We start from the raw sequence: 19426 nt of genomic DNA on the forward strand, positions 1-19426 counted from the left end.
ATATAAGGGAGGGGCGGGGATGACGGGGTGGCATTCACGGACATGGTCATTCGGATAAAAAAGGCATTGAGGCAGCATTCTGGGACGACCCGGCCAAAAGCTCAATAAAAAAGGGAGCCCGCGAGCTCCCTTTTTTGTGTCATGCCAGAGGTCGGTATCAACCGGCCATCTGTTTTTCCTTGATCTCGGCCAGCGTCTTGCAGTCAACGCAGAGGTCGGCGGTCGGACGGGCTTCCAGACGGCGGATGCCAATCTCGATGCCGCAGTGTTCGCAGTAACCGAAGTCGTCGTCTTCGAGCAGCAGCAAGGTCTTCTCGATCTTCTTGATCAGCTTGCGCTCGCGGTCGCGGGTACGCAGTTCCAGCGCGAACTCTTCTTCCTGCGCGGCGCGATCCACTGGATCCGGAAAGTTGGCAGCCTCATCCTTCATGTGGTCAACGGTGCGGTCAACTTCCTGCATCAGTTGGTTGCGCCAGGCTCCCAGGATCTTGCGAAAATGTGCCTTTTGTTGGTCATTCATGTACTCCTCACCCGGTTTTTCCTGGTAAGGCGCCACACCCGCAATGGCCAGGGGGCCCAGAGATTTCCTGTTTTCGCCTGTTGGCATGCCCTGTCTCCTAATTCAGCACGCTACCCGTGCCATCCATAAATTGAGGGCGACATCTATAGCAGAAGGGTAACTTGGAGGCAAACAAGCCGTACCAATAATGTTACCCACTCCAACATTTATTCGCTGCCCTCGGGTAGCAGGTGACAAGATTCAAACGGGATAAAATCTTGTGCCACCATGCTCTGCACCCCAACATGGGGTCGATAGCATAAAATTTCAACCCCTGCCGCAATTGCTTGCTCAATAAGCAGACTATAGTGCGGATCTATATGCGCTGCCGGGCGCATTCTCACGATTCCTGAGTGCAAAACCATAAATAACAGCACGGCTCTGTGCCCTGCCGCCTTCATGGCCATTAATTCACGCAAGTGCTTGGCGCCACGGGTGGTTACCGCATCGGGGAAGTAGCCCATGCCGGCTTGCTCCCGCTCGTCGAGCAGGGTCACCGATTTCACCTCGATATAACAGGCAGGCAGGTGGTCATCTTCCAGCAGCAGATCGATGCGACTGTTCTCTTCGCCGTATTTCACCTCGGTGCGCAGCCGGGCATAGCCGCGCAGCGGGGCGAGGGCATCCTGCTCGATCAGCTCCCGGGCCAGCTGGTTGGCGCGGGCCGTGTTGACGCAGATGAAGTGACCGGCCGGGCTCTCGGCGATCTCCCAGCTGTGGGGCAGCTTGCGCTTGGGGTTGCTTGATGTGGAGTACCAGACCCGGGTACCCGGCTCGGCGCAGCCGGTCATGGCGCCGGTATTGGCGCAGTGGATGGTGATCACCTCGCCGTTGTCGAGCCGCACGTCGGTCAGGAAGCGCTTGTAGCGGGCGACCAGCTGCCCGGATTGCAGGGGGGGATCGAAGATCATGGTATGGCTCTCTTAATCGATGAGTCTGGGCATGGCAGCCGGTCAGGATGCCATCTTCTCTCTGGCCCGCAGCGGCCAGCAGGCGAGGGGCTCGTAGCGTACCCCGTCCGGGGTGAAGAGGGATTGATAGAGGCAGAATCGGTCGGCCCGCAGCACAAAGTCGGGGGCGGGCAGCAGCGCCGGCGGTTCGCTCGCCTTGCGCGACAGGGTGACGTGGGGGCGATAGCCCTGCTCGCCGTTGCCAAGCCCCAGCTTCTCGCCGTGGCGACGCAGCGCCCTGGCCAGCACGGTCAGCTCGTTGGGCCACTCTCTCGGGCCAATCCAGGCGGCCTTGGCACGGCCGAACCAGCCGGTTTCATTGAGCGCTATGGTAAGCGGCGGACAGTGCTGGCGCTCGACGGCGGCCATCAGCTGTGCGGTGGTGGCCTCGTCCGCTTCGCCGAGGAAGGCCAGCGTCAGGTGGAGGTTGGCGGCGGGGACCGACTGGCCCGGCCAGGGCAGTTGATCGCGCCAGGCGACGATATCGGCGGCCAGCGCCTCGGCGGGCAGGGCAAAGAAGAGTTTGGCCATTCGGGTGAGGGTGCCTCTTTGATGCGGACGGGTGGCCCATTCTATGGCAGCCATCCGCTCCTGTCTCGCCGGCCGACATCCACTCACGGTGGCCGGGCAGGCTGTGGCAGAATAGGCGCCGTTTTACGGCTTGCAACAAGAAGGTGCTGATCCCTTTGTCTTCCCTCCCCATAGTGTCGGTGCTGCCCGCACTCTTTGCCGCCATCGACAACCATGCCAGCGTGATCCTGCAGGCGCCCCCCGGCGCGGGCAAATCGACCCTGCTGCCGCTGGAGCTGGTGCGCCAGCACCGGCTGCCCGGTCGCATCATCATGCTGGAACCCAGACGCCTGGCGGCGCGCAATATCGCGGGCTTTCTGGCGCGCCAGCTCGGGGAGAGGGTGGGCGAGCGCATCGGCCTGCGGGTACGCGGCGAGAGCCGCACCAGCAGCCAGACCCGGCTCGAGATCGTTACCGAAGGGGTGCTGACCCGGATGTTGCAGCAGGATCCCGAGCTCACCGGCGTCTCCCTGGTCATCTTCGATGAGTTCCACGAGCGGAGCCTGCACGCCGACACCGCGCTGGCCTTCGCCATCGAGAGCCAGCAGGGATTGCGCGATGACCTCAAGCTCTTGGTGATGTCCGCCACCCTGGACGGCATGGCGCTGGAGGCGCTGCTGCCGGAGGCACCTGTGGTTCGATCGGAGGGGCGCGGTTTTCCCATCGACTACCACTACCGCCCCGCCAATCGCCAGCAGTGGCTGGAGCCCCAGGTCGGCGCCGTGGTGCTGGAGGCGCTGGCCGCCCACGCCGGCAGCCTGCTGGTGTTTCTGCCGGGCCAGGGGGAGATCGAGCGGCTGGTGCAGTGGCTGGAGGGCCGACTGCCGGATGAGGTGACCCTCGCCCCCCTCTACGGCCGTCTCGACATGGCGGCCCAGCAGGCGGCCATCGAGCCTGCGCCTGCTGGGCGCCGTAAGCTGGTGCTCACCACCAATGTGGCGGAGACCTCCCTCACCATCGAGGGGATCTCAGTGGTGGTCGACAGCGGGCTGGAGCGGCGCGCTTCCTTCGACCTCAAGAGTGGCGTCACCCGGCTGGAGACCCGGCCCATTGCCAAAGCCTCCGCCACCCAGCGGGCAGGCCGCGCGGGGCGTCTCGGCCCCGGCGTCTGCTACCGGCTTTGGAGCAGCGAGGTGCAGGAACGCCTTGCCGAGCAGAGCCCGCCCGACATCCTCACCCAGGAGCTGACCGGCCTGCTGCTGGACGCCGCCCAGTGGGGGGCCAAGGTCGAAGATCTGCCGCTGCTGGACATGCCGCCGGCCGCCGCCGTGGCCAGCGCCCAGCGACTGCTGGTGGCCCTCGGCGCCATGAAGCCGGAGGGTGAGCAACAACTTACTCCGGCCGGCCGCGCCATGGCGGCCTTCGGTACCCATCCCCGGCTTGCCCGCATGCTGCTGTGTGCGCGCGAGCTGGAGGCCGAGGGTCTGACAGGGATTGTCGCCGATGCGGCTTTCCTGGTGGCGCTGCTGGAAGAAGATCTGCGAGGATCGGAGCGCCTCGCAGTGTTGTTCCACCGTCGCCAGGGGGCCCTGCGCCAGGGGGCGGCCCGCTGGTTCGAGCGGCTCGGCGCTCGCCCCGCCAGTGCCCAAGGGCAATGGCTGGGGCTGCTGTGTGCCCTCGCCTGGCCTGATCGCATCGGCAAGCTGCGCAGCGGCAGCCGTTATCAGCTCAGTGGCGGGGTGAGCTGCGATCTGGTAGAAGGTCACCCCTGTCAGGGGCAGGGGTCGCTCATTGCCATCGAGATGGGCCAGAACGAGCGCGGCAGCCGCATCTTCATCGCCGAGCCGGTGGAGCTGGATGAGCTGGTGCGCCAGTTGCCTGAGCTGGTGAGCGAGCGCCAGTGGTTCGACTGGGACGAGCGCGAGGAGCGGGTGCGGGCCGAACGCCAGCAGGTGCTCGGCGAGCTGGTGCTGAGCCAGCGACCGCTGACGGATCTCTCCGATGAACAGAAGGGGCGCTGCCTGTTGCAGGGGATCCGCCGCAAGGGGCTGCATGTGCTGCCCTGGGATGACACCAGCGAGGGGCTGCTGGCCCGCTTGCGCTGCGCCGCCGACTGGCTGCCTGACGAAGGGTGGCCGGCCATGGACGAGGCGAGCCTGCTGGCCAATCTCGAGCTGTGGCTGCTGCCGGCGGTGAGCGGCATGACCCGGCTGGAGCAATTGAAAAAGCTCGACCTTGCCGACATCCTGCGCCAGTCTCTGCCCTGGCCCCTGCCAAGACGGCTGGACGAGGCGCTGCCCGGCCACTTCACCGCGCCGACCGGCAGCCGGGTGCGGATCCGCTATCAGCCTGGTCAGGCGCCGGTGATCCCGGTGCGCATTCAGGAGATGTTCGGTCAGGCCACGACTCCGTGCGTGGCCGACGGCCGGGTGGCGCTGGTGGTGGAGCTGCTCTCCCCGGCCCAGCGGCCGCTGCAGATCACCGCCGATCTGGCCGCCTTCTGGGCCGGCTCCTACGAGCTGGTGAAAAAAGAGATGAAGGGACGCTACCCCCGCCACTACTGGCCGGACAACCCGCTGGAAGCGATGCCGACCAGAGTCACCAAGAAGAAGATGGGGTTGTAGATTGCTGCCGGGCATGGCGAAGCCCAACGCCAGCAGACGCCCCTCACCCTGACGCTCTCCCAGAGAGAGGGAACCGATAGAGCTTGGTGTTTGCGCCCTTTTCCTCTGCCTTTTTCAACGAGATGGGAGAAGGGGGGGTGAGGGGCAGCCATTTGTCCGGCTAATGTCTGGCGAAATGAAACTCAGGATCCCGGTTCGATTGGTCAGGCCCGATCGGACGTTCGCGAATGCGACAACATAAGTAGAAAGAGAAGCAAAGAGGATTTATGGCAACGCAACGACGCAAGCGCACTCCCAAGAAGGTGGCGCCCAAACGCACCATCTGGCGCACGCTGTTCTGGCTGGGCTTCAAGCTCTCCCTGGTGGGAGCGGCCTTCATGGTGGTGTTTGGCATCTACCTCGATACCAAGGTGCGTGAACGCTTCGACGGCGAGAAGTGGCAGTTGCCAGTGATGGTCTACAGCCGGCCGCTGGAGCTCTATCCCAGCCAGCGTCTCTCCCAGACCCAGATGCTGCGTGAGCTCAACATGCTGAGCTACAAGCAGGTGCGCCAGCCCCACTCCCCGGGCGAGTATGCGGTGAGCGGCAACCGTATCGAGCTTGTTCGCCGGCCGTTTGCCTTCCATGACGGGGCCGATGCCGCCCGCGGCCTGCGCCTCACCTTCAACGGCGCGCGGCTGGAGGGGATCCAGTCGCTGGAGAATCAGCGTCAGCTCGGTTACGCCCAGATGGACCCGGTGCTGCTCGATCGCCTCAACACCGAGGATCGGGAGGATCGCCTGCTGGTGCGCCTCGCCGAGGTGCCGGACAGCCTGCTGATCACATTGCTCACCACCGAGGATCGGGACTTCTACCAGCACGGTGGCGTCTCGCCGGTGGCCATCATGCGCGCCATGGCGGCCAACCTGCTGGCGGGGCGCACCGTGCAGGGCGGCAGTACCCTGACCCAGCAGCTGGCCAAGAACTTCTTCCTGACCCGGGAACGCAGCCTGTGGCGCAAGGCGCAGGAAGCCTACATGGCGGTGCTCATCGACTACCGCTACAGCAAGGACGAGATCCTGGAGGCCTACCTCAACGAGGTCTATCTGGGGCAGAACTTCTCCCAGGGGGTCTATGGCTTCGGGCTCGCCTCCTACTTCTACTTCGGCATTCCGGTCAACGAGCTGGACATCGATCAGGTGGCCCTGCTGGTGGGCATGGTGAAGGGCCCCTCCTATTACGATCCCTGGCGCTTCCCGGAGCGGGCCAAGGCGCGCCGTGATCTGGTGCTCAAGCTGCTGATGGATCACGGCAGCCTGCAGCCGGCCGAGTATGAACTGGCCAGCAAGCAGCCGCTCGGCATCATTACCCGCGGCCAGATGAGCTATGGCCGCACCCCGGCCTTCATGGGGCTGCTCAAGCGGGAGATCCAGAGCCGCTTCGGCCCGGATCTGCTCAAGCAGTCCGGCCTCAAGATCTTCACCAGCCTGGATCCCATCGCCCAGCACGCCGCCGAGCAGGCAGTGGAGTCGGGTCTGGCCACCATCGAGAAGCAGCGTGGCAAGAAGAAGCTGGAGGCAGCCATGGTGGTCTCCGACTGGCACAAGGGCGAGGTGGTGGCCATGGTGGGGGGGCGGGATCCGCGCTACGCCGGCTTCAACCGGGCGCTGGATGCCCGCCGTCAGATAGGCTCGCTGGTCAAGCCGGCGGTCTACCTGACCGGCCTCTCCAACGGCCTGACTTTGGGCACGCCGCTCAAGGATCAGCCGATCCGCATTCGCGGCAAGGATGGCCAGATCTGGACCCCGCAAAACTACGACCGCAAGTTCCGTCAGAGCGTGCCGCTGATGGATGCGCTGGCCAGCTCCCTCAACGTGCCGACCGTCAATCTGGGGCTGCAGGTGGGGCTGGACAAGGTGGTGGACACCCTGCACAAGCTGGGGGTGGAGCAGGAGATCCAGCCCTATCCGTCCCTGGTGCTGGGGGCGGTGGCCCTCTCGCCGATGGAGGTGAACCAGATGTACCTGCCCATCGCCAACCAGGGGCTGACCCAGCCGCTGTCGGCGATCCGGGCCGTGGTCAACAGCGACGGCAGCACGCTCTATCAGCATGACGAAGCGGCCAAGCGGGTGACCGACGAGCAGGCCAGCTGGCTGACCCTGTTCGCGATGACCAAGACGGTGAGCCAGGGCACGGCGCGGGCGCTCGGTGCCAAGTTCCCCGGTGCCACCATGGCGGCCAAGACGGGTACCACCAACGAGCTGCGCGACTCCTGGTTCACCGGCCTCGACAACAACGAGCTGGTCAGCATCTGGGTTGGCCGCGACGACAACACCCCGGCCGGGCTGACCGGTGCCAGCGGCGCCCTGCAGCTGTTCAGCGGTTACATGAGCCAGCGCGGGGTCAACAGCCTGGCCATGAACATGCCGCAGGGGGTGAGCTGGGCCAGCTTTTCCCGCGCCAGCGGCGCCCGGGTTGCCAGCGACTGCCCCGGCAGTCTGCAGGTGCCGGCCAAGCTGGCCGGGCTGGCCGAGCCCATGAGCTGTGCCACTCCGGTGTCCAGCCCGGTCAATGCGCTGGACAACTGGTTCAACGGTTTCTTCAACTGACCGCGGCGGGCAGCCCTGGCTGCCCGTCTGCCCGGAGTGCTCATGTCACATCCTCTGTTTGATGCCATCCACCACGTGGCCATCATCGCCAGCGACTATGCGCGCTCGCGCCACTTCTACCACCAGGTGCTGGGGCTGCCCATCATCGCCGAGACGCTGCGGGCCGAGCGCCAGTCGTGGAAGCTGGATCTGGCGCTGCCGGACGGCAGCCAGCTGGAGCTGTTCAGCTTTCCGGCGCCGCCGCCGCGCCCCTCCCGGCCGGAGGCGTGCGGTTTGCGCCATCTGGCCTTTCGGGTCTCGGATCTCGACCGGGTCATCGCCCATCTACAGGGCCATGGCGTCGAGGTGGAGCCGGTGCGGGTGGACGAGCTGACCGGCCGCCGTTTTACCTTCTTCGCCGACCCCGACGGCCTGCCGCTGGAGCTGTACGAAGCCTAGTGACGAGGCGCTCGCCGTCATGAAATCATGCCCAAAAACAAGCAGCCGCCCGGTGTACCTGGCGGCTGCTTTTCATGGATGCATTCTCGGGATCAGGCGGTGGTGAGCAGGGTGACCGCGACGGCCATCACCAGCATGCCGATCCAGCCGATGGGCTTGAGTCGCTCGCCAAACAGCAGCAGGCCGCCGAGGGCGGTGCCTAGGATGCCGATGGCGCCCCAGGTGGCGTAGGCCACGGCAAGATCGATCTTGCCGGTGCTGACCGCTTCCGACAGCAGGGTGAAGGCACACAGCACCAGCAGGATGCCGAGGAATCCCCACCCCTTGTGACGAAAACCGACCGAACGGTTGATCGCCATGTTGGCGCCGATATCCAGCAAGGCCGCGCCCAGTACTATCATCAGCGGGTGCATACGGCCTCCTCGTTGGCACGGGGTGTGCGAACGGCCGGTTCATCGTGGCGCTCGCCCATCGTCACCAGAACAATCCCCACTATGGCCAGCGCCAGTCCGATCAACTCCTGAGCATTCAGCTGGTAGTCGAGGAACAGCACGGAGACGACGGTGATCAGCGCGATCCCCAGCCCCTCCCAGAGCGCGAAGGCAATGCCAATGGAGATTGTTTTGGCGGCTTTGGCCAACAACAGGTAGGAGAAGGAGATGAGCAGCCACATGGGCAGGTAGTTGAGCCAGCCGGCTTCGTTCTCCGGGATCATGGCCATGCTGGAGGTGCCGGCTACCTCAGTCAGGATGGCGCCCGTCAGGAAGATGCGGGCCAGGAGCATGCGATTGAATAACATAAAATGTCCTTTTGTTGCTGCGACGGGGCCATGATAGCCGCCACCCGGCGGGAGGCTGGAATCGCTGAGCGTCGACAATTCAGACGCTGACGGTTTGCCTTGGCAGAAGCGGGCGAGGTAAGGTGAATATCGGATACCCAGCTCTCGACCCGAATCATGAAGCTCTACCAGATACAACTCTTTGTGGAATCAGCCAGTAGCGGCTCTATCGCCAACACGGCGCGCCGGCTTGGCAAGAGTCGCAGCGCGGTCAGTACGGCGATAGCGGCGCTGGAGGTGGAGCTTGGCGTCGAACTTTTTGAACGAGGGGCCAACCAGAGTCGGTTGACCGAGATTGGCGAGCAGGTGCTGGACGACTGCAAGCGGCTGCTGCAGGCGGCCAACAGCCTCAAGCTCAAGTGCGAGCACTACGCCTCCGGCGCCGAGGTGGCGCTGCGGGTGGCGCGGGACGACGCCATTCCCGAAGCGGTGTGGCGGGAGATGCTGGGCCAGCTGCGTCACCGGTTTCCCGGCACCAGCATCTCGCTGGTGCTGGCCTCGCCGCCCGAGCTGCCCGCCCTGGTGGAGGAGGGGTTTGTCGACGCCGCTTTCGGCCTCATCACCGAGGAGCAGGAGCGCAGCGGTCTCAACATCGAGGTGCTCAACCCGATCCGCACCCTGATGGTGGTGGCGCCGAGCCATCCGCTGGCCAGCCTGAAGCGGGTACTGCAGCAGGATCTGACCGGCCATACCCAGGTCACCCTCTCCTACGTGGATGAATTCTCGGTCAAGAGCCTGCTGCCCATCGGCGGCCACCACATCGGGCTGTCGAGTTTCGAGCTGATGCGCGATGCGGTGATCGACGGCCTCGGTTGGGCCGTGCTGCCGTCGCCGCTGATCCAGAGTCAGCTGCGCCAAGGCTCCCTGCTCACCCTCAAGCACAAGTTCAGCCTGCAGTGGCGGGACTACGGCGTCTATCTATCGGAAAATGCCTATCATGGCAGGGTGCTGGCCTGGCTGCGCAAGGCGATCCAGGCCTATCTCGAACCGTTCGAGTGAGTCATCTGTTCATGGATGGTGGCAGGCGGATCGCGCGGGGCTTGTGATCCATCGCGGCCTGATGGTACATACTGTCTGTACCCTCATGCAGCGCCTGGAGGCGTGAACGATATGAGCAGTGCCCAAGACAAGGACGAGATCTGGCTGGATGACGATATCATCGAGCTGGATGACGATGAGGCCGTGGTGACCAGGATGGCTAACCCCTGGCAGGTGCTGATCGTCGATGACGAACCGGACATTCATCATGCCACCCGGCTGGCACTCTCCAACATTCAGTACAAATCCCGCCCGCTAGCCCTGCTCAACGCCTACAGCGGTGCCGAGGCTGCCCGCATGCTGCAAGCCAACCCGCGCATCGCCCTGATCCTGCTCGACGTGGTAATGGAGACCGAGGACGCCGGCCTGCGGCTGGTGCACCAGATCCGCAACGAGATGAAGAACGGCCTGGTCCGCATCGTGCTGCGCACCGGCCAGCCCGGGCAGGCCCCCGAGCAGCGGGTGATCCTCGATTACGACATCAACGACTACAAGACCAAGACCGAGCTGACGGTGCAGAAGCTCTACACCACCGTCATCGCCTCCTTGCGCTCCTACGAGACCCTCTGCGCCATCGACAAGAGCCGGCAGGGGCTCGGCAAGATACTGGAGGGGGCAGGGGATCTCTATCACCTGCATTCGCTGCGGGAGTTTGCCTCCGGGGTGCTCAAGCAGATCAGCGCCATTCTCGATGTGGGTACCGAGGGTGCCATCTGCGCCGAGCGCCGACCCGGCTCGCAGGAGCTGGAGATCCTGGCCGCTACCGGCGACTATGAATCCCTGCTGAGTGATGTGCCGCTCACTACCTTCCCGGCTCTGCATGACTCTGTGATGAGTGCGCTGGCCAATCGCTGCAACCGCTTCGAGCATCCCCAGGATGCGCTCTACATCGCGGCCCAGAACGGGCGCGAGTTCGTGCTCAACTTCACCCCTACCCAGCCGCTCGACCCGCTCGAGTGCGATCTGCTGGACGTGTTCTGTCAGCGCATCTCGGCGGCATACGACAACCTCTATCTCTACAACCAGCTGCTGCGCGCCCAGGAGGCAACCGTGGTGGCGCTGGCGGCGCTGGCGGAGTTTCGCGATTCGGATACCGGCGATCACGTGCTGCGGGTGCAGAAGCTCTCCGATGCCATCGTGGCCGAGCTGCAACAGGCGGGGGCCTATCCCGACGAGCTGACCCCCGGCTTCGTCGACATGATCGGCATGGCCAGCATACTGCACGACGTGGGCAAGGTGGGCACGCCGGACCACATCCTGCACAAGCCTGGGCGGTTCGAGCCGGACGAGCGGGCCATCATGGAGCAGCATGCGGACATCGGCGCCAGCATATTGCACAAGGCGGGGGAGATGGTGGAGGGGACCAGCTATCTGTCGCTGGGGGCCGAGATCGCCCGCGGCCATCATGAGCACTTCGATGGCAAGGGTTATCCGGAGCAGCTGGCCGGCGAGCAGATCCCGCTGTCGGCCCGCATCGTGGCGGTGGTCGACGTGTTCGACGCCCTGCTCAGCAAACGCCCCTACAAGGAGCCCTGGTCGCTGGCCCAGACCATGGAGTACATCATGTCGCGCTCAGGCAGTCAGTTCGATCCCGAGGTGGTGAAGGCGCTCAACCGGCTGGTCAGCGAATCGCGCTTGCCCTACGAGCTGTAGGGGAGAGCAAGAGACAACAAGGGGGCCGCGGGCCCCCTTGTTGTTGGCGGGGTCTGGCTGAGGGATCAGCGCTGGCCGTAGCGTACCCTGGGCTGGCGCTGGCGAAACGGCAGCAGCAGGAGGCCGAGCAGCAGATCGCCGACAAGGGCCGAGAGCAACCCCGCCGCCATGCCGCAGACGATGGCGGCCTGCTTGAGCGGTACCACATAGCTGTAGTTTTGTAGGGTATCCTGCCAGAGTTGGGGCTCGGCACGCAGCAGCAGGTGGGAGAGCTGCCGGTACCAAGGGGCGTTCTTGTAGACGCTCTCCTGCTGCAGGGTCTGACGCTGGCTGACCAGCAGCTGCAGGCTGGCCGCATCCTTGGCGAAGACCGGATCCGGGTTGGTGCGGTAGTGGTTGACCAGGGCCGTCAGATCGCCGTCGAAGTGCTGGTCTGCCGTCTCCTGAAAGGGGGCAAGGCTGAGGCTGGCCTGTTGCAGCCGGGCATCCAGCCGCTGGTAGTAGAGGTCGATCAGACCCGGGATCTGCACACCGGCCAGCAGGCCAAGGGCAAACAGCATCATCCTGAGGTAGCTGCGCATATTGCTGTTCATCTCGCGAAAGGGAAGAGCTCCATACTAGCCGCAAGGTCGGGGACGGCCAAGCCCGCCATCTGGATCGGAGCATTTCAAAAAGGGCTTAAACGGAACCCCATCTGCCGCTCTGTTTTCCCCATGAACTTTGCTTCCCCCCTCATTTGCGTGATTCACGTCACGCTTCTTATGTTCTAAAATACGGCCCCATTTTTCGGGGAGGAGAGTCCGTATGCGCAAATTTATACCCTGTTATCTGTTGGGTGGTCTCATCGCCGTCAGCTGGGCCGCTCTGCCTGAGCACGGCCCCTGGGATCAGTGGGATCTCGTTGTCTTCCATCTGGTCAATGGCTGGCTGGGTCAGGCCCAATGGTGGGCCGATCTGGTGGCGGTGACCAACAACCGGTTGTTCGATCTGGCGGTGCTCTCCTGCATGGGGCTTATCCTCTCCCGCTGCTTCTGGCGTGCGGACGAGCAGGGGCGTCGCCGGTTGGTGGCCATGGGGTGTGTCATGTTGCTGGGGGCCCTAGTGATCAACCAGTTTGGTCATCTGCTGCCGGTCAGCCGGCCCAGCCCGACCCTGATGGTGGCGGATGCACTGCGGGTCACCCAGCTCAGCGGGATCCCGACCAAGGATTCGTCCAGCGACAGCTTCCCCGGCGATCACGCCCTGTTCCTGATGATCTTCGCCGGTTTTGCCCTGCGCTATCTGCCACGCTGGGCCGGGGTGACGGCGCTGCTGATGGTGCCGCTGTTCTCGGCGCCCCGCATCCTCTCCGGCGCCCACTGGCTGACGGATGTCTATGTCGGCGCCCTCTCCTTGACCCTGCTCTGCCTGCCGCTGCTGCTGTCGACCGGGCTGTCGGATGCGCTGGTCGGCTGGATCGCCCAGCGGCTGCCACGCCTGCCGGGCTGGCAGTGGCTGGCGGGTAAAACACCGGCGAGTTAGCAATAAAAAAAGAAGGTCGGTGCATACCGGCCTTCTTTTTGTCTACTTCCCGCCGGTGACTGTGGTCGTCGCGAAATGACCATGACTACCACCGACGGCCCCAGGCCTGCTGGCCCTCATAGAGAAGTATTAGCAGATTCGTTCGGGCGTGCCTAACAAGAGTTTCTCCAAGGAATCGTTTGCATGGGCTGAATGCTTGATCAGGGCCAAGATTTTTTATTTTTGCTGCCTTAGAATCGCCGCCCGTTGCTGGAGAACTCTGTATGTTAATTAATCTTTTGCGCCTGATATTCATCATCTGTGCGCTGGCGTTCATCTTCATGCTGGTACGGGCCTGGTGGCACAAGCGGCAACAGGGTGCGCTGGAGTCGACCCCCTTCTGGCCGGTGGCGGCCATCGGTTTTGTCGCCAATTTTCTCGATACCCTGGGGGTTGGCAGCTTCGCGGTGAAGACCGCCTGCTACAAGCAGTTCAAGCTGATCGACGATCGGCTGCTGCCGGGCACCCTCAACGGCCAGTGCGTGTTGCCGACGGTCACCCAGTCGCTGATCTTCATCGGCGCCGTGCAGGTGGATCCGCTCACCCTCATTGGCATGATGGTGGCCGCTGCTGCCGGTGCGGCCTGGGGGGCGCGCCACGTCGCCTCGTTCGATCGCCAGACCATCCGGCTGGTGATGGCGGTCTCCCTGCTGGTGGTGGCTGGCCTCATCTTCGCGGGCCTGCTGGGGCTGTTCCCCCTCGGTGGCGATGCCATGGGGCTGACCGGTTACAAGCTCGGGATCGCGCTCGCCGGCAACTTCCTCTTCGGTGTGCTGATGAACGTGGGCATCGGCCTGTTCGCCCCCTGCATGACCCTGGTCTATCTGCTCGGCATGAATCCGCTGGCGGCATTTCCCATCATGATGGGCTCCACCGCCGTGCTCAGCGTCTTCTCGGCGGGCACCTTCATCCGCAAGGGTGCCTTCGACGCCAAGGCTGTGCTGGCGGTGGCCATCTTCGGCCCGGTCGGCGTGGTGCTGGCGGCCATGCTGGTCAAATCCATGGACATGGCGATGCTCAAATGGCTGGTGGCCTTCATCGTCATCTATACCTCCTGGACCATGTACGCCTCCTGGCGGGCGGCGCGGCGGGCGCCACAACCCCGGCTGGCAGGCGTCACTGGTTAGCCAGTACGGCGCGTGCCGGTGCTGGCCGTGGAGTATTGATGTGATTGCAGGCCTTTAGCGTTATCTATACCTCCTGGACCATGCCCGCTTCTTGGCGGGCGGCGCGACGGGCGCCACAACCCCGGCTGGCAGAGGTCGCAGGCTAGCCTGCACCAGCGCCGCCTCGGCCCTTGCCCCCAGAAACACATAGAGCCCGAGGGCCAGCAGCAGCCCCACGGCGCACCCCATCACCCCCACCGCCGGCCAGAGCAGTTCGCTCTGGCCTAATGATCCCTTGAACAGCAACAAGAGCCCCTCGATGGAGACCGCGATCAGAATGGCGGCGATGAAACGGGTAATGGTGCGGCGAATGGCGCTGTGGCGAAAGATGTCCTTATGCAGCAGCACCTCCTCTTCCAGAATGGTCTTGCCCAGATCGAATACCGCCAGCGCCAGGGTCAGGAAGATGATGGCACTGAAGGCCCCCAGCCGGTTCTGCTGCGCCCCGCACAGCAGCAGATAGAGCTGCTCCAGCCCGTGCCAGATGAGCGTCGCGACGATCAGAAACAGCGCCAGACTCAGCACCACATAAACCCCCTTGAACCAGGGCATGGCCCGGCGCCGCTCCCTGTCCCCCATCAGCCAGGCGATGAGCTGGTTCAGGCAGAGGGTCAGTTCACGGCCATGACCTCTCACTATCAGATGCAAACGGGCTTGCGGCGCAGGCACTGGCGGCTGGATCCCGAGCGGTTCCCGGCTGGGCGCCTGATGCAGGATAAAGGGGTAATCCTTGAGTGAATCGGGTGGCGCTGTCAGCAGCCCCAGCAGCAGGGGGGCCAGTTCGGCTTCGTACTCCTGATAGCGTCGCAGCACATCGATGGGGCTCATTTCCGCCATACCTACCTCGCTCACAAAGGGTGGGTCTTGCTGACGGCTGCAAATTGTGGGCCTGCTTTATGACAACGACTGTGGTGGGGGTTGCACCGTTTGGTGACAAATCACGGTTGCCGACGGGCAGATTGCACCGGCAGCGGGCATGGCGAGGGGAGAATGAAAAAGGGCCCGTGAAGGGCCCTTGTGCGACAGATGGCGACTACTTAGCCGGCCAGCTTGGCGAAGCTGCGCTCGGCGGCGGCCAGGGTGTGTTCGATCTCCTTGTCGCCGTGGGCCAGCGACAGGAAACCCGCCTCGTAGGCGCTCGGCGCCAGATAGACGCCCTCTTCCAGCATCAGATGGTAGAAGCGCTTGAAGCGCTCCATGTCGCAGCGGGTCACCTGCTCATAGCGGGTGATCTCTGGCTCTTCGGTAAAGAAGAAGCCGAACATGCCGCCCACGTAGTTGATGGCGAGCGGGATGCCGTGCTTGGCGGCGGCGGCTTTGAGCCCTTCGGCAACCCGGGCGGTCTTGTCGCTCAGCTGCTCATAGAGGCCCGGCTCCAGCAGCAGATCCAGCATGGTGAGGCCGGCGGCCATGGCCACCGGGTTGCCGGAGAGAGTGCCTGCCTGATAGACCGGGCCGGTCGGAGCGATGTGCTGCATCACCTTCTTCTTGCCGCCGAAGGCGCCGACCGGCATGCCGGCACCGATGATCTTGCCGAGGGTGGTGAGATCCGGGTCGATGTTGTAGTGGCCCTGGGCGCCGCGCAGGGAGACGCGAAAACCCGTCATCACCTCGTCCAGGATCAGCAGGGCGCCGAATTCGTCACAGATGGTGCGCAGCCCTTCCAGGAAACCGGGCACCGGCGGGATGCAGTTCATGTTGCCGGCCACCGGCTCGACGATGATGCAGGCGATCTCGCTGCCGTACTGGCTGAAGGCCTCGCGCACCGAGTCCAGATCGTTGAACACGCAGGTGAGGGTGTGCTTGGCAAAGTCGGCCGGCACGCCCGGGCTGTTGGGCTGACCCAGGGTCAGGGCGCCGGAGCCGGCCTTGACCAGCAGGGAGTCGGCGTGGCCGTGGTAGCAGCCTTCGAATTTGACGATCTTGTCGCGGCCGGTGTAGCCGCGGGCCAGCCGGATGGCGCTCATGGTCGCCTCGGTGCCGGAGTTGACCATCCGCACCTGCTCCATGGAGGGGACGATCTGGCGTACCTTTTCGGCCATCAGCACTTCGATCTCGGTGGGGGCGCCGTAGCTCAGCCCTTTCTCGACAGCCTTGATGACGGCAGCCTTGATGGCCGGGTGGTTGTGACCCAGCAGCATGGGGCCCCAGGAACCGATGTAATCCACGTAGGCCTGGCCGTCCACGTCATAGAGGTAGGCGCCATCGGCGTGATCGATGAAGCGGGGTGTGCCGCCGACCCCATTGAAGGCGCGGACCGGTGAGTTGACGCCGCCCGGAATGGTCTGGCGGGCCTGTTCAAACAGCTGATCTGATTTTGACATGGATCATCCTTAATGGGATTTTGGTCGTCACACAGGTGCAGGTGGCCGATTGCGGCTCGGCAGTCGGGGGGAGCTGGAGTATGCTTGCGCTCTTGACTCCTTGGCCAAGGACTGCCCCGTGTTAAATGAAACGGGCCGACTATAGCAGAAAGGCCCGGTGCTGGGCAGCCGGGCAGCAGGCTGGATGTCGTCACCTCCGTCAGCAAACGAATGTGGTTTTTTTCATGTCGCAACAAGCTTTCTCCTCTGCCGAACCGCTCTCGCCTCCCCGTGGCCCCGTCCTGCGGCGGATCATTCATCAAGACAAGATGCCCCTGCTGGTGCTGCTGTTGGCGGCACTGGTCGGTACCCTGGCCGGGCTGGTCTGTGGACTGTTCGAGTCCGGCGTCCACTGGCTGGCGCAGCAGCGTGTCGATCTGCTGGCCGATCGCCCCTGGTGGCAGCTCGGTCTGCTCGGCTTCGGTTTCAGCGCCCTGCTGGGGATGATCGGCTATTTCCTGACCCATACTTTTGCGCCGGAGGCGGGGGGCTCCGGCATTCCCGAGATCGAGGGCGCCATGGACGAGCTGCGGCCGGTGCGCTGGTGGCGGGTGTTGCCGGTCAAGTTCTTCGGTGGCATCTGCACCTTGAGCTCCGGTATGGTGCTGGGGCGGGAGGGGCCCTCGGTGCAGATCGGCGGCAACCTCGGCAAAATGGTGGCGGATATCTTCCGGCTGCCCAAGGAGCACGGCCACGCCCTGCTGGCGGCCGGTGCGGCCGGCGGTCTGGCCGCCGCCTTCAATGCGCCGCTGGCGGGGATCCTGTTCGTGATGGAGGAGATGCGACCGCAGTTTCGCTACTCCTTTCTGGCCATCAAGGCGGTGGGCATCTCCGCCATCATGGCGACCCTGATGCTGCAGAACATGAAGGGGCAGGGGGCCGTGATCAGCTTGCCTCACTACGATGCGCCGGCCCTCAAGGCGCTCTGGTTGTTCCTCTTCATGGGGGCCGCTTTCGGGGTGCTGGGGTTCGTCTTCAACAAGCTGGTGCTGGCCTGTCAGGATGGTTATCTGGCACTGCATCAAAACAAGCGCCATCGCTTCGTGGCCATCGGCATGCTGGTGGCGGGCACCTTCGGCGTGCTGTCGCTGTTCGCCCCGGCGGTGACCGGTGGCGGCACCGAGCTTATCCCTCACCTGATGGGCGGGGAGTATGCAATGGCCACCCTGTTCCTCATCTTCTCCATCCGGTTGGTGGCCACCCTGGTCTGTTTCTGCTCCGGTGCGCCGGGCGGGGTGTTTGCGCCGACGCTGGCCCTTGGCACCCTGTTCGGGGTGGTGTTTGGTCACCTGTTCCACTCGGCCTTCCCCGAACTTGGCATCGAACCGGGCGCCTTTGCCATCGCCGGTATGGGGGCGCTGTTTGCTGCCACCGTGCGTGCGCCCATCACCGGCATAGTGCTGGTGACCGAGATGACCGACAACTATCAGCTGATCCTGCCCATGATGATCACCACGGTCGGTGCGACCCTGGTGGCCCAGTGGTTGGGGGGCCGCCCCATCTATTCCCAGATCCTGGAGCGAACTTTACGGCTCGCGGCGCGTCAAAAGCGGGGAGAAAGCGGCGCCAGTGCCGGTTAACTCTTTGTCTGCCGGCCTGAATCTGCTTGTGTCGCGTATAGTGAAGGGAGCGTGGCCGCAGTATGCGCAGTAACAAAAGAGGCCTTATGTCCCAGATAATGAAGTGGTTGGCAGTGCTGATGGTGGGGGCGCTCATCGGCTATTTTGTCGGTAATCGCCAGGAGCTGGCTCAGAGCAGCCTGTTGACGGTTCAGCAGGAGACGCTGGAGCGCCAGGCCAAGGCCATTGGCCAGCTCAAGAGCGAGCTTGGCATCAAGGAGACCCTGCTGGCTACCCAAAAGGCAGCATTCGAGCAGTTGCAACAGGGGCTCAAGGATCAGGAAGCCCAGGTGCAGGAGCAGAAGCGCCAGCTGGCTTTCTTCGAGCGGATCATGCGTCCCACCGGCGAGCAGGTGGGAGTGGTGATCGACAACCTCACCCTGCAGGAGACCAGTATCCCTGGCCGTTATCACTATCGGCTGGCGCTGACCCAGCCCGCCAAGAAGCGCGAGCTGTTCCGCGGTCAGGTACAGATAAAGGTGGAAGGAAGCCAGGGTGACAAGCCCAGAATCCTCGGCAGCCGTGAGCTGGGAATGAAGGTAGGAGAGGGGCGCTATGCACTGCGTTACTTCCAGCTGCTGGAGGGCAACTGGCAGTTGCCGGAAGGCTTTGTTCCGGACCGGGTACGGATCACCATCGGCAAGGATGGCCGGCAACCGGCCCAGGAGCTGCTGGCCGAATGGGGCGAGGTGATCAAGCCGCTGGTGGTCGCTCCACCGGCACCTGTGTCGGCCGTACAGTAAGAAGCTTGGTGAATACTTGAACTGAATGGTCGGGTATTGGATAATTTCGCGGTTTCCATGTTTGTGGATTTAACGGTTGTGAGGTCAGTAATGAGTGCAGTAGCAGAAGCCCCGTTGCCCATCCAGATGACGGATGCGGCAGCCAACAAGGTGAAGACCCTGATCACCGAAGAAGAAAATCCCGAGCTCAAGCTGCGGGTGTACATCACGGGCGGTGGCTGCTCCGGTTTCCAGTATGGTTTCACCTTCGATGAGAAGATCAACGAAGGGGATACCGTGGTCGAGAAGAGCGGGGTCACCATGGTGATCGATCCCATGAGCCTGCAGTATCTGGTTGGCGGCAGTGTGGATTACACCGAAGGTCTGGAAGGCTCCCGCTTCACCGTGACCAACCCCAATGCCACCACCACCTGTGGTTGTGGTTCCAGCTTCTCTATCTGATCTATAGAGATACTCCGTGATATCGAAGGGCCCCAAGGGGCCCTTTTCGTTTTGGCACCCATTCTTATAGTCGGACGCTCTGGACCAGCAACTAATGCTCAAGAGACCTTGATGGGCTTCCTTTGGGTTGCTGTTGGGGCGCTTTTTATCCTGATTGGTGGTTAGTTAAACACTTGAACGTCTTTTTCAAAAAAACACGGAGTTTTCGCTTGTCAGCGAGAATCATATCCCTATAATGCGCCTCCATCAGCACGGCGCAGTGCGCGTCTGGTCTGGCTTGCAAAGCAACCCAGTGAGGGTTATAGTTATCGACCCTGCTCTTTAACAATTTGAATC

At 63.5% G+C, this 19426-nt stretch carries 19 protein-coding genes; 10 read left to right on the forward strand and 9 right to left on the reverse strand.

The genetic code is table 11. The annotated features are described in order from the left end of the window. Positions 1-157: 157 nt before the first annotated feature. The 3 genes from dksA to thpR form a co-directional block, all read right to left on the reverse strand. Complete coding sequence (gene dksA / locus BN1143_RS07275) at positions 158-607, reverse strand: RNA polymerase-binding protein DksA (protein WP_005304459.1); 450 nt, start codon at positions 605-607, stop codon at positions 158-160. Positions 608-726: 119 nt separating this feature from the next. After that, positions 727-1470 (reverse strand): DNA/RNA nuclease SfsA, encoded by a 744-nt coding sequence (gene sfsA, locus BN1143_RS07280; RefSeq protein WP_017780529.1) that lies wholly within the window; start codon positions 1468-1470, stop codon positions 727-729. Positions 1471-1512: 42 nt separating this feature from the next. Continuing rightward, entirely contained in the window at positions 1513-2040 is a 528-nt protein-coding gene (gene thpR / locus BN1143_RS07285; RefSeq protein WP_042050138.1) for an RNA 2',3'-cyclic phosphodiesterase, read from the reverse strand. A 155-nt stretch (positions 2041-2195) separates the two neighbouring features. On the opposite strand from thpR, the gene hrpB reads away from it, so the two are divergent. The 3 genes from hrpB (at position 2196) to gloA2 (ending at position 7669) form a co-directional block, all read left to right on the forward strand. After that, positions 2196-4643, forward strand: a complete 2448-nt coding sequence (gene hrpB / locus BN1143_RS07290; RefSeq protein ID WP_042050139.1) for an ATP-dependent helicase HrpB — start codon at positions 2196-2198, stop codon at positions 4641-4643. Between the two features lie 266 nt (positions 4644-4909). Continuing rightward, positions 4910-7231: a penicillin-binding protein 1B gene (gene mrcB, locus BN1143_RS07295; protein ID WP_042050140.1), complete on the forward strand. Its 2322-nt coding sequence runs from the start codon at positions 4910-4912 to the stop codon at positions 7229-7231. A 42-nt stretch (positions 7232-7273) separates the two neighbouring features. Then, entirely contained in the window at positions 7274-7669 is a 396-nt protein-coding gene (gloA2, locus tag BN1143_RS07300) for an SMU1112c/YaeR family gloxylase I-like metalloprotein (RefSeq protein WP_042050141.1), read from the forward strand. A gap of 92 nt (positions 7670-7761) precedes the next feature. Here the strand turns inward: gloA2 and BN1143_RS07305 are convergent, their stop codons facing one another. Together BN1143_RS07305 and BN1143_RS07310 are read right to left on the reverse strand one after the other, a co-directional pair. Further along, entirely contained in the window at positions 7762-8082 is a 321-nt protein-coding gene (locus BN1143_RS07305; protein WP_017780532.1) for an SMR family transporter, read from the reverse strand. Continuing rightward, on the reverse strand, positions 8070-8468 hold the full coding sequence (locus BN1143_RS07310) for an SMR family transporter (protein ID WP_017787639.1): 399 nt from the start codon (positions 8466-8468) through the stop codon (positions 8070-8072). Before BN1143_RS07310 ends, BN1143_RS07305 begins: the two co-directional genes overlap by 13 nt. Before the next feature lie 156 nt (positions 8469-8624). Here BN1143_RS07310 and BN1143_RS07315 point away from each other — a divergent pair, with 156 nt between their 5' ends. Next, positions 8625-9506, forward strand: a complete 882-nt coding sequence (locus tag BN1143_RS07315; RefSeq protein ID WP_025201199.1) for a LysR family transcriptional regulator — start codon at positions 8625-8627, stop codon at positions 9504-9506. Between the two features lie 111 nt (positions 9507-9617). Beyond that, positions 9618-11198, forward strand: coding sequence for a response regulator (locus BN1143_RS07320; RefSeq protein WP_017766313.1), 1581 nt, complete (start codon positions 9618-9620; stop codon positions 11196-11198). 65 nt (positions 11199-11263) lie between these two features. Here the strand turns inward: BN1143_RS07320 and BN1143_RS07325 are convergent, their stop codons facing one another. Continuing rightward, positions 11264-11791 carry a DUF2937 family protein gene (locus BN1143_RS07325; RefSeq protein ID WP_042050142.1) on the reverse strand — a complete coding sequence of 176 codons (528 nt, stop codon included), beginning with the start codon at positions 11789-11791 and terminating at the stop codon, positions 11264-11266. Positions 11792-12002: 211 nt separating this feature from the next. On the opposite strand from BN1143_RS07325, the gene BN1143_RS07330 reads away from it, so the two are divergent. Together BN1143_RS07330 and BN1143_RS07335 are read left to right on the forward strand one after the other, a co-directional pair. Then, positions 12003-12719: a phosphatase PAP2 family protein gene (locus BN1143_RS07330; protein ID WP_042050143.1), complete on the forward strand. Its 717-nt coding sequence runs from the start codon at positions 12003-12005 to the stop codon at positions 12717-12719. 263 nt (positions 12720-12982) lie between these two features. Next, positions 12983-13885: a sulfite exporter TauE/SafE family protein gene (locus BN1143_RS07335; RefSeq protein WP_017766317.1), complete on the forward strand. Its 903-nt coding sequence runs from the start codon at positions 12983-12985 to the stop codon at positions 13883-13885. Between the two features lie 60 nt (positions 13886-13945). Here the strand turns inward: BN1143_RS07335 and BN1143_RS07340 are convergent, their stop codons facing one another. Both BN1143_RS07340 and hemL read right to left on the reverse strand, forming a co-directional pair. Then, entirely contained in the window at positions 13946-14761 is an 816-nt protein-coding gene (locus BN1143_RS07340) for a hypothetical protein (protein WP_042050144.1), read from the reverse strand. Positions 14762-14961: 200 nt separating this feature from the next. Beyond that, positions 14962-16248, reverse strand: a complete 1287-nt coding sequence (gene hemL, locus BN1143_RS07345) for a glutamate-1-semialdehyde 2,1-aminomutase (protein WP_017787643.1) — start codon at positions 16246-16248, stop codon at positions 14962-14964. A 224-nt stretch (positions 16249-16472) separates the two neighbouring features. On the opposite strand from hemL, the gene clcA reads away from it, so the two are divergent. The 3 genes from clcA to erpA all read left to right on the forward strand — a co-directional run bounded on the left by clcA (position 16473) and on the right by erpA (position 19090). After that, complete coding sequence (gene clcA, locus BN1143_RS07350) at positions 16473-17867, forward strand: H(+)/Cl(-) exchange transporter ClcA (protein ID WP_017787644.1); 1395 nt, start codon at positions 16473-16475, stop codon at positions 17865-17867. An 86-nt stretch (positions 17868-17953) separates the two neighbouring features. Beyond that, entirely contained in the window at positions 17954-18649 is a 696-nt protein-coding gene (locus BN1143_RS07355) for a DUF6776 family protein (RefSeq protein ID WP_042050145.1), read from the forward strand. Between the two features lie 90 nt (positions 18650-18739). After that, entirely contained in the window at positions 18740-19090 is a 351-nt protein-coding gene (erpA, locus tag BN1143_RS07360) for an iron-sulfur cluster insertion protein ErpA (protein ID WP_005304404.1), read from the forward strand. Between the two features lie 145 nt (positions 19091-19235). Here the strand turns inward: erpA and BN1143_RS22745 are convergent. Continuing rightward, on the reverse strand, positions 19236-19426 hold a 191-nt coding region (locus BN1143_RS22745), incomplete at its 5' end, for a hypothetical protein (protein ID WP_231570562.1).

The organism is Aeromonas dhakensis, assembly GCF_000820305.1.
In the GTDB taxonomy this organism is placed as follows: Bacteria; Pseudomonadota; Gammaproteobacteria; order Enterobacterales; family Aeromonadaceae; genus Aeromonas; species Aeromonas dhakensis.

What these genes read in the sequence shown, in the direction of transcription:
- dksA (WP_005304459.1), bottom strand. Translation starts at nt 607, where the DNA reads ATGCCAACAGGCGAAAACAGGAAATCTCTGGGCCCCCTGGCCATTGCG.
- sfsA (WP_017780529.1), bottom strand. Translation starts at nt 1,470, where the DNA reads ATGATCTTCGATCCCCCCCTGCAATCCGGGCAGCTGGTCGCCCGCTAC.
- thpR (WP_042050138.1), bottom strand. Translation starts at nt 2,040, where the DNA reads ATGGCCAAACTCTTCTTTGCCCTGCCCGCCGAGGCGCTGGCCGCCGAT.
- mrcB (WP_042050140.1), top strand. Translation starts at nt 4,910, where the DNA reads ATGGCAACGCAACGACGCAAGCGCACTCCCAAGAAGGTGGCGCCCAAA.
- gloA2 (WP_042050141.1), top strand. Translation starts at nt 7,274, where the DNA reads ATGTCACATCCTCTGTTTGATGCCATCCACCACGTGGCCATCATCGCC.
- BN1143_RS07305 (WP_017780532.1), bottom strand. Translation starts at nt 8,082, where the DNA reads ATGCACCCGCTGATGATAGTACTGGGCGCGGCCTTGCTGGATATCGGC.
- BN1143_RS07310 (WP_017787639.1), bottom strand. Translation starts at nt 8,468, where the DNA reads ATGTTATTCAATCGCATGCTCCTGGCCCGCATCTTCCTGACGGGCGCC.
- BN1143_RS07315 (WP_025201199.1), top strand. Translation starts at nt 8,625, where the DNA reads ATGAAGCTCTACCAGATACAACTCTTTGTGGAATCAGCCAGTAGCGGC.
- BN1143_RS07320 (WP_017766313.1), top strand. Translation starts at nt 9,618, where the DNA reads ATGAGCAGTGCCCAAGACAAGGACGAGATCTGGCTGGATGACGATATC.
- BN1143_RS07325 (WP_042050142.1), bottom strand. Translation starts at nt 11,791, where the DNA reads ATGAACAGCAATATGCGCAGCTACCTCAGGATGATGCTGTTTGCCCTT.
- BN1143_RS07330 (WP_042050143.1), top strand. Translation starts at nt 12,003, where the DNA reads ATGCGCAAATTTATACCCTGTTATCTGTTGGGTGGTCTCATCGCCGTC.
- BN1143_RS07335 (WP_017766317.1), top strand. Translation starts at nt 12,983, where the DNA reads ATGTTAATTAATCTTTTGCGCCTGATATTCATCATCTGTGCGCTGGCG.
- BN1143_RS07340 (WP_042050144.1), bottom strand. Translation starts at nt 14,761, where the DNA reads ATGGCGGAAATGAGCCCCATCGATGTGCTGCGACGCTATCAGGAGTAC.
- hemL (WP_017787643.1), bottom strand. Translation starts at nt 16,248, where the DNA reads ATGTCAAAATCAGATCAGCTGTTTGAACAGGCCCGCCAGACCATTCCG.
- clcA (WP_017787644.1), top strand. Translation starts at nt 16,473, where the DNA reads ATGTCGCAACAAGCTTTCTCCTCTGCCGAACCGCTCTCGCCTCCCCGT.
- BN1143_RS07355 (WP_042050145.1), top strand. Translation starts at nt 17,954, where the DNA reads ATGTCCCAGATAATGAAGTGGTTGGCAGTGCTGATGGTGGGGGCGCTC.
- erpA (WP_005304404.1), top strand. Translation starts at nt 18,740, where the DNA reads ATGAGTGCAGTAGCAGAAGCCCCGTTGCCCATCCAGATGACGGATGCG.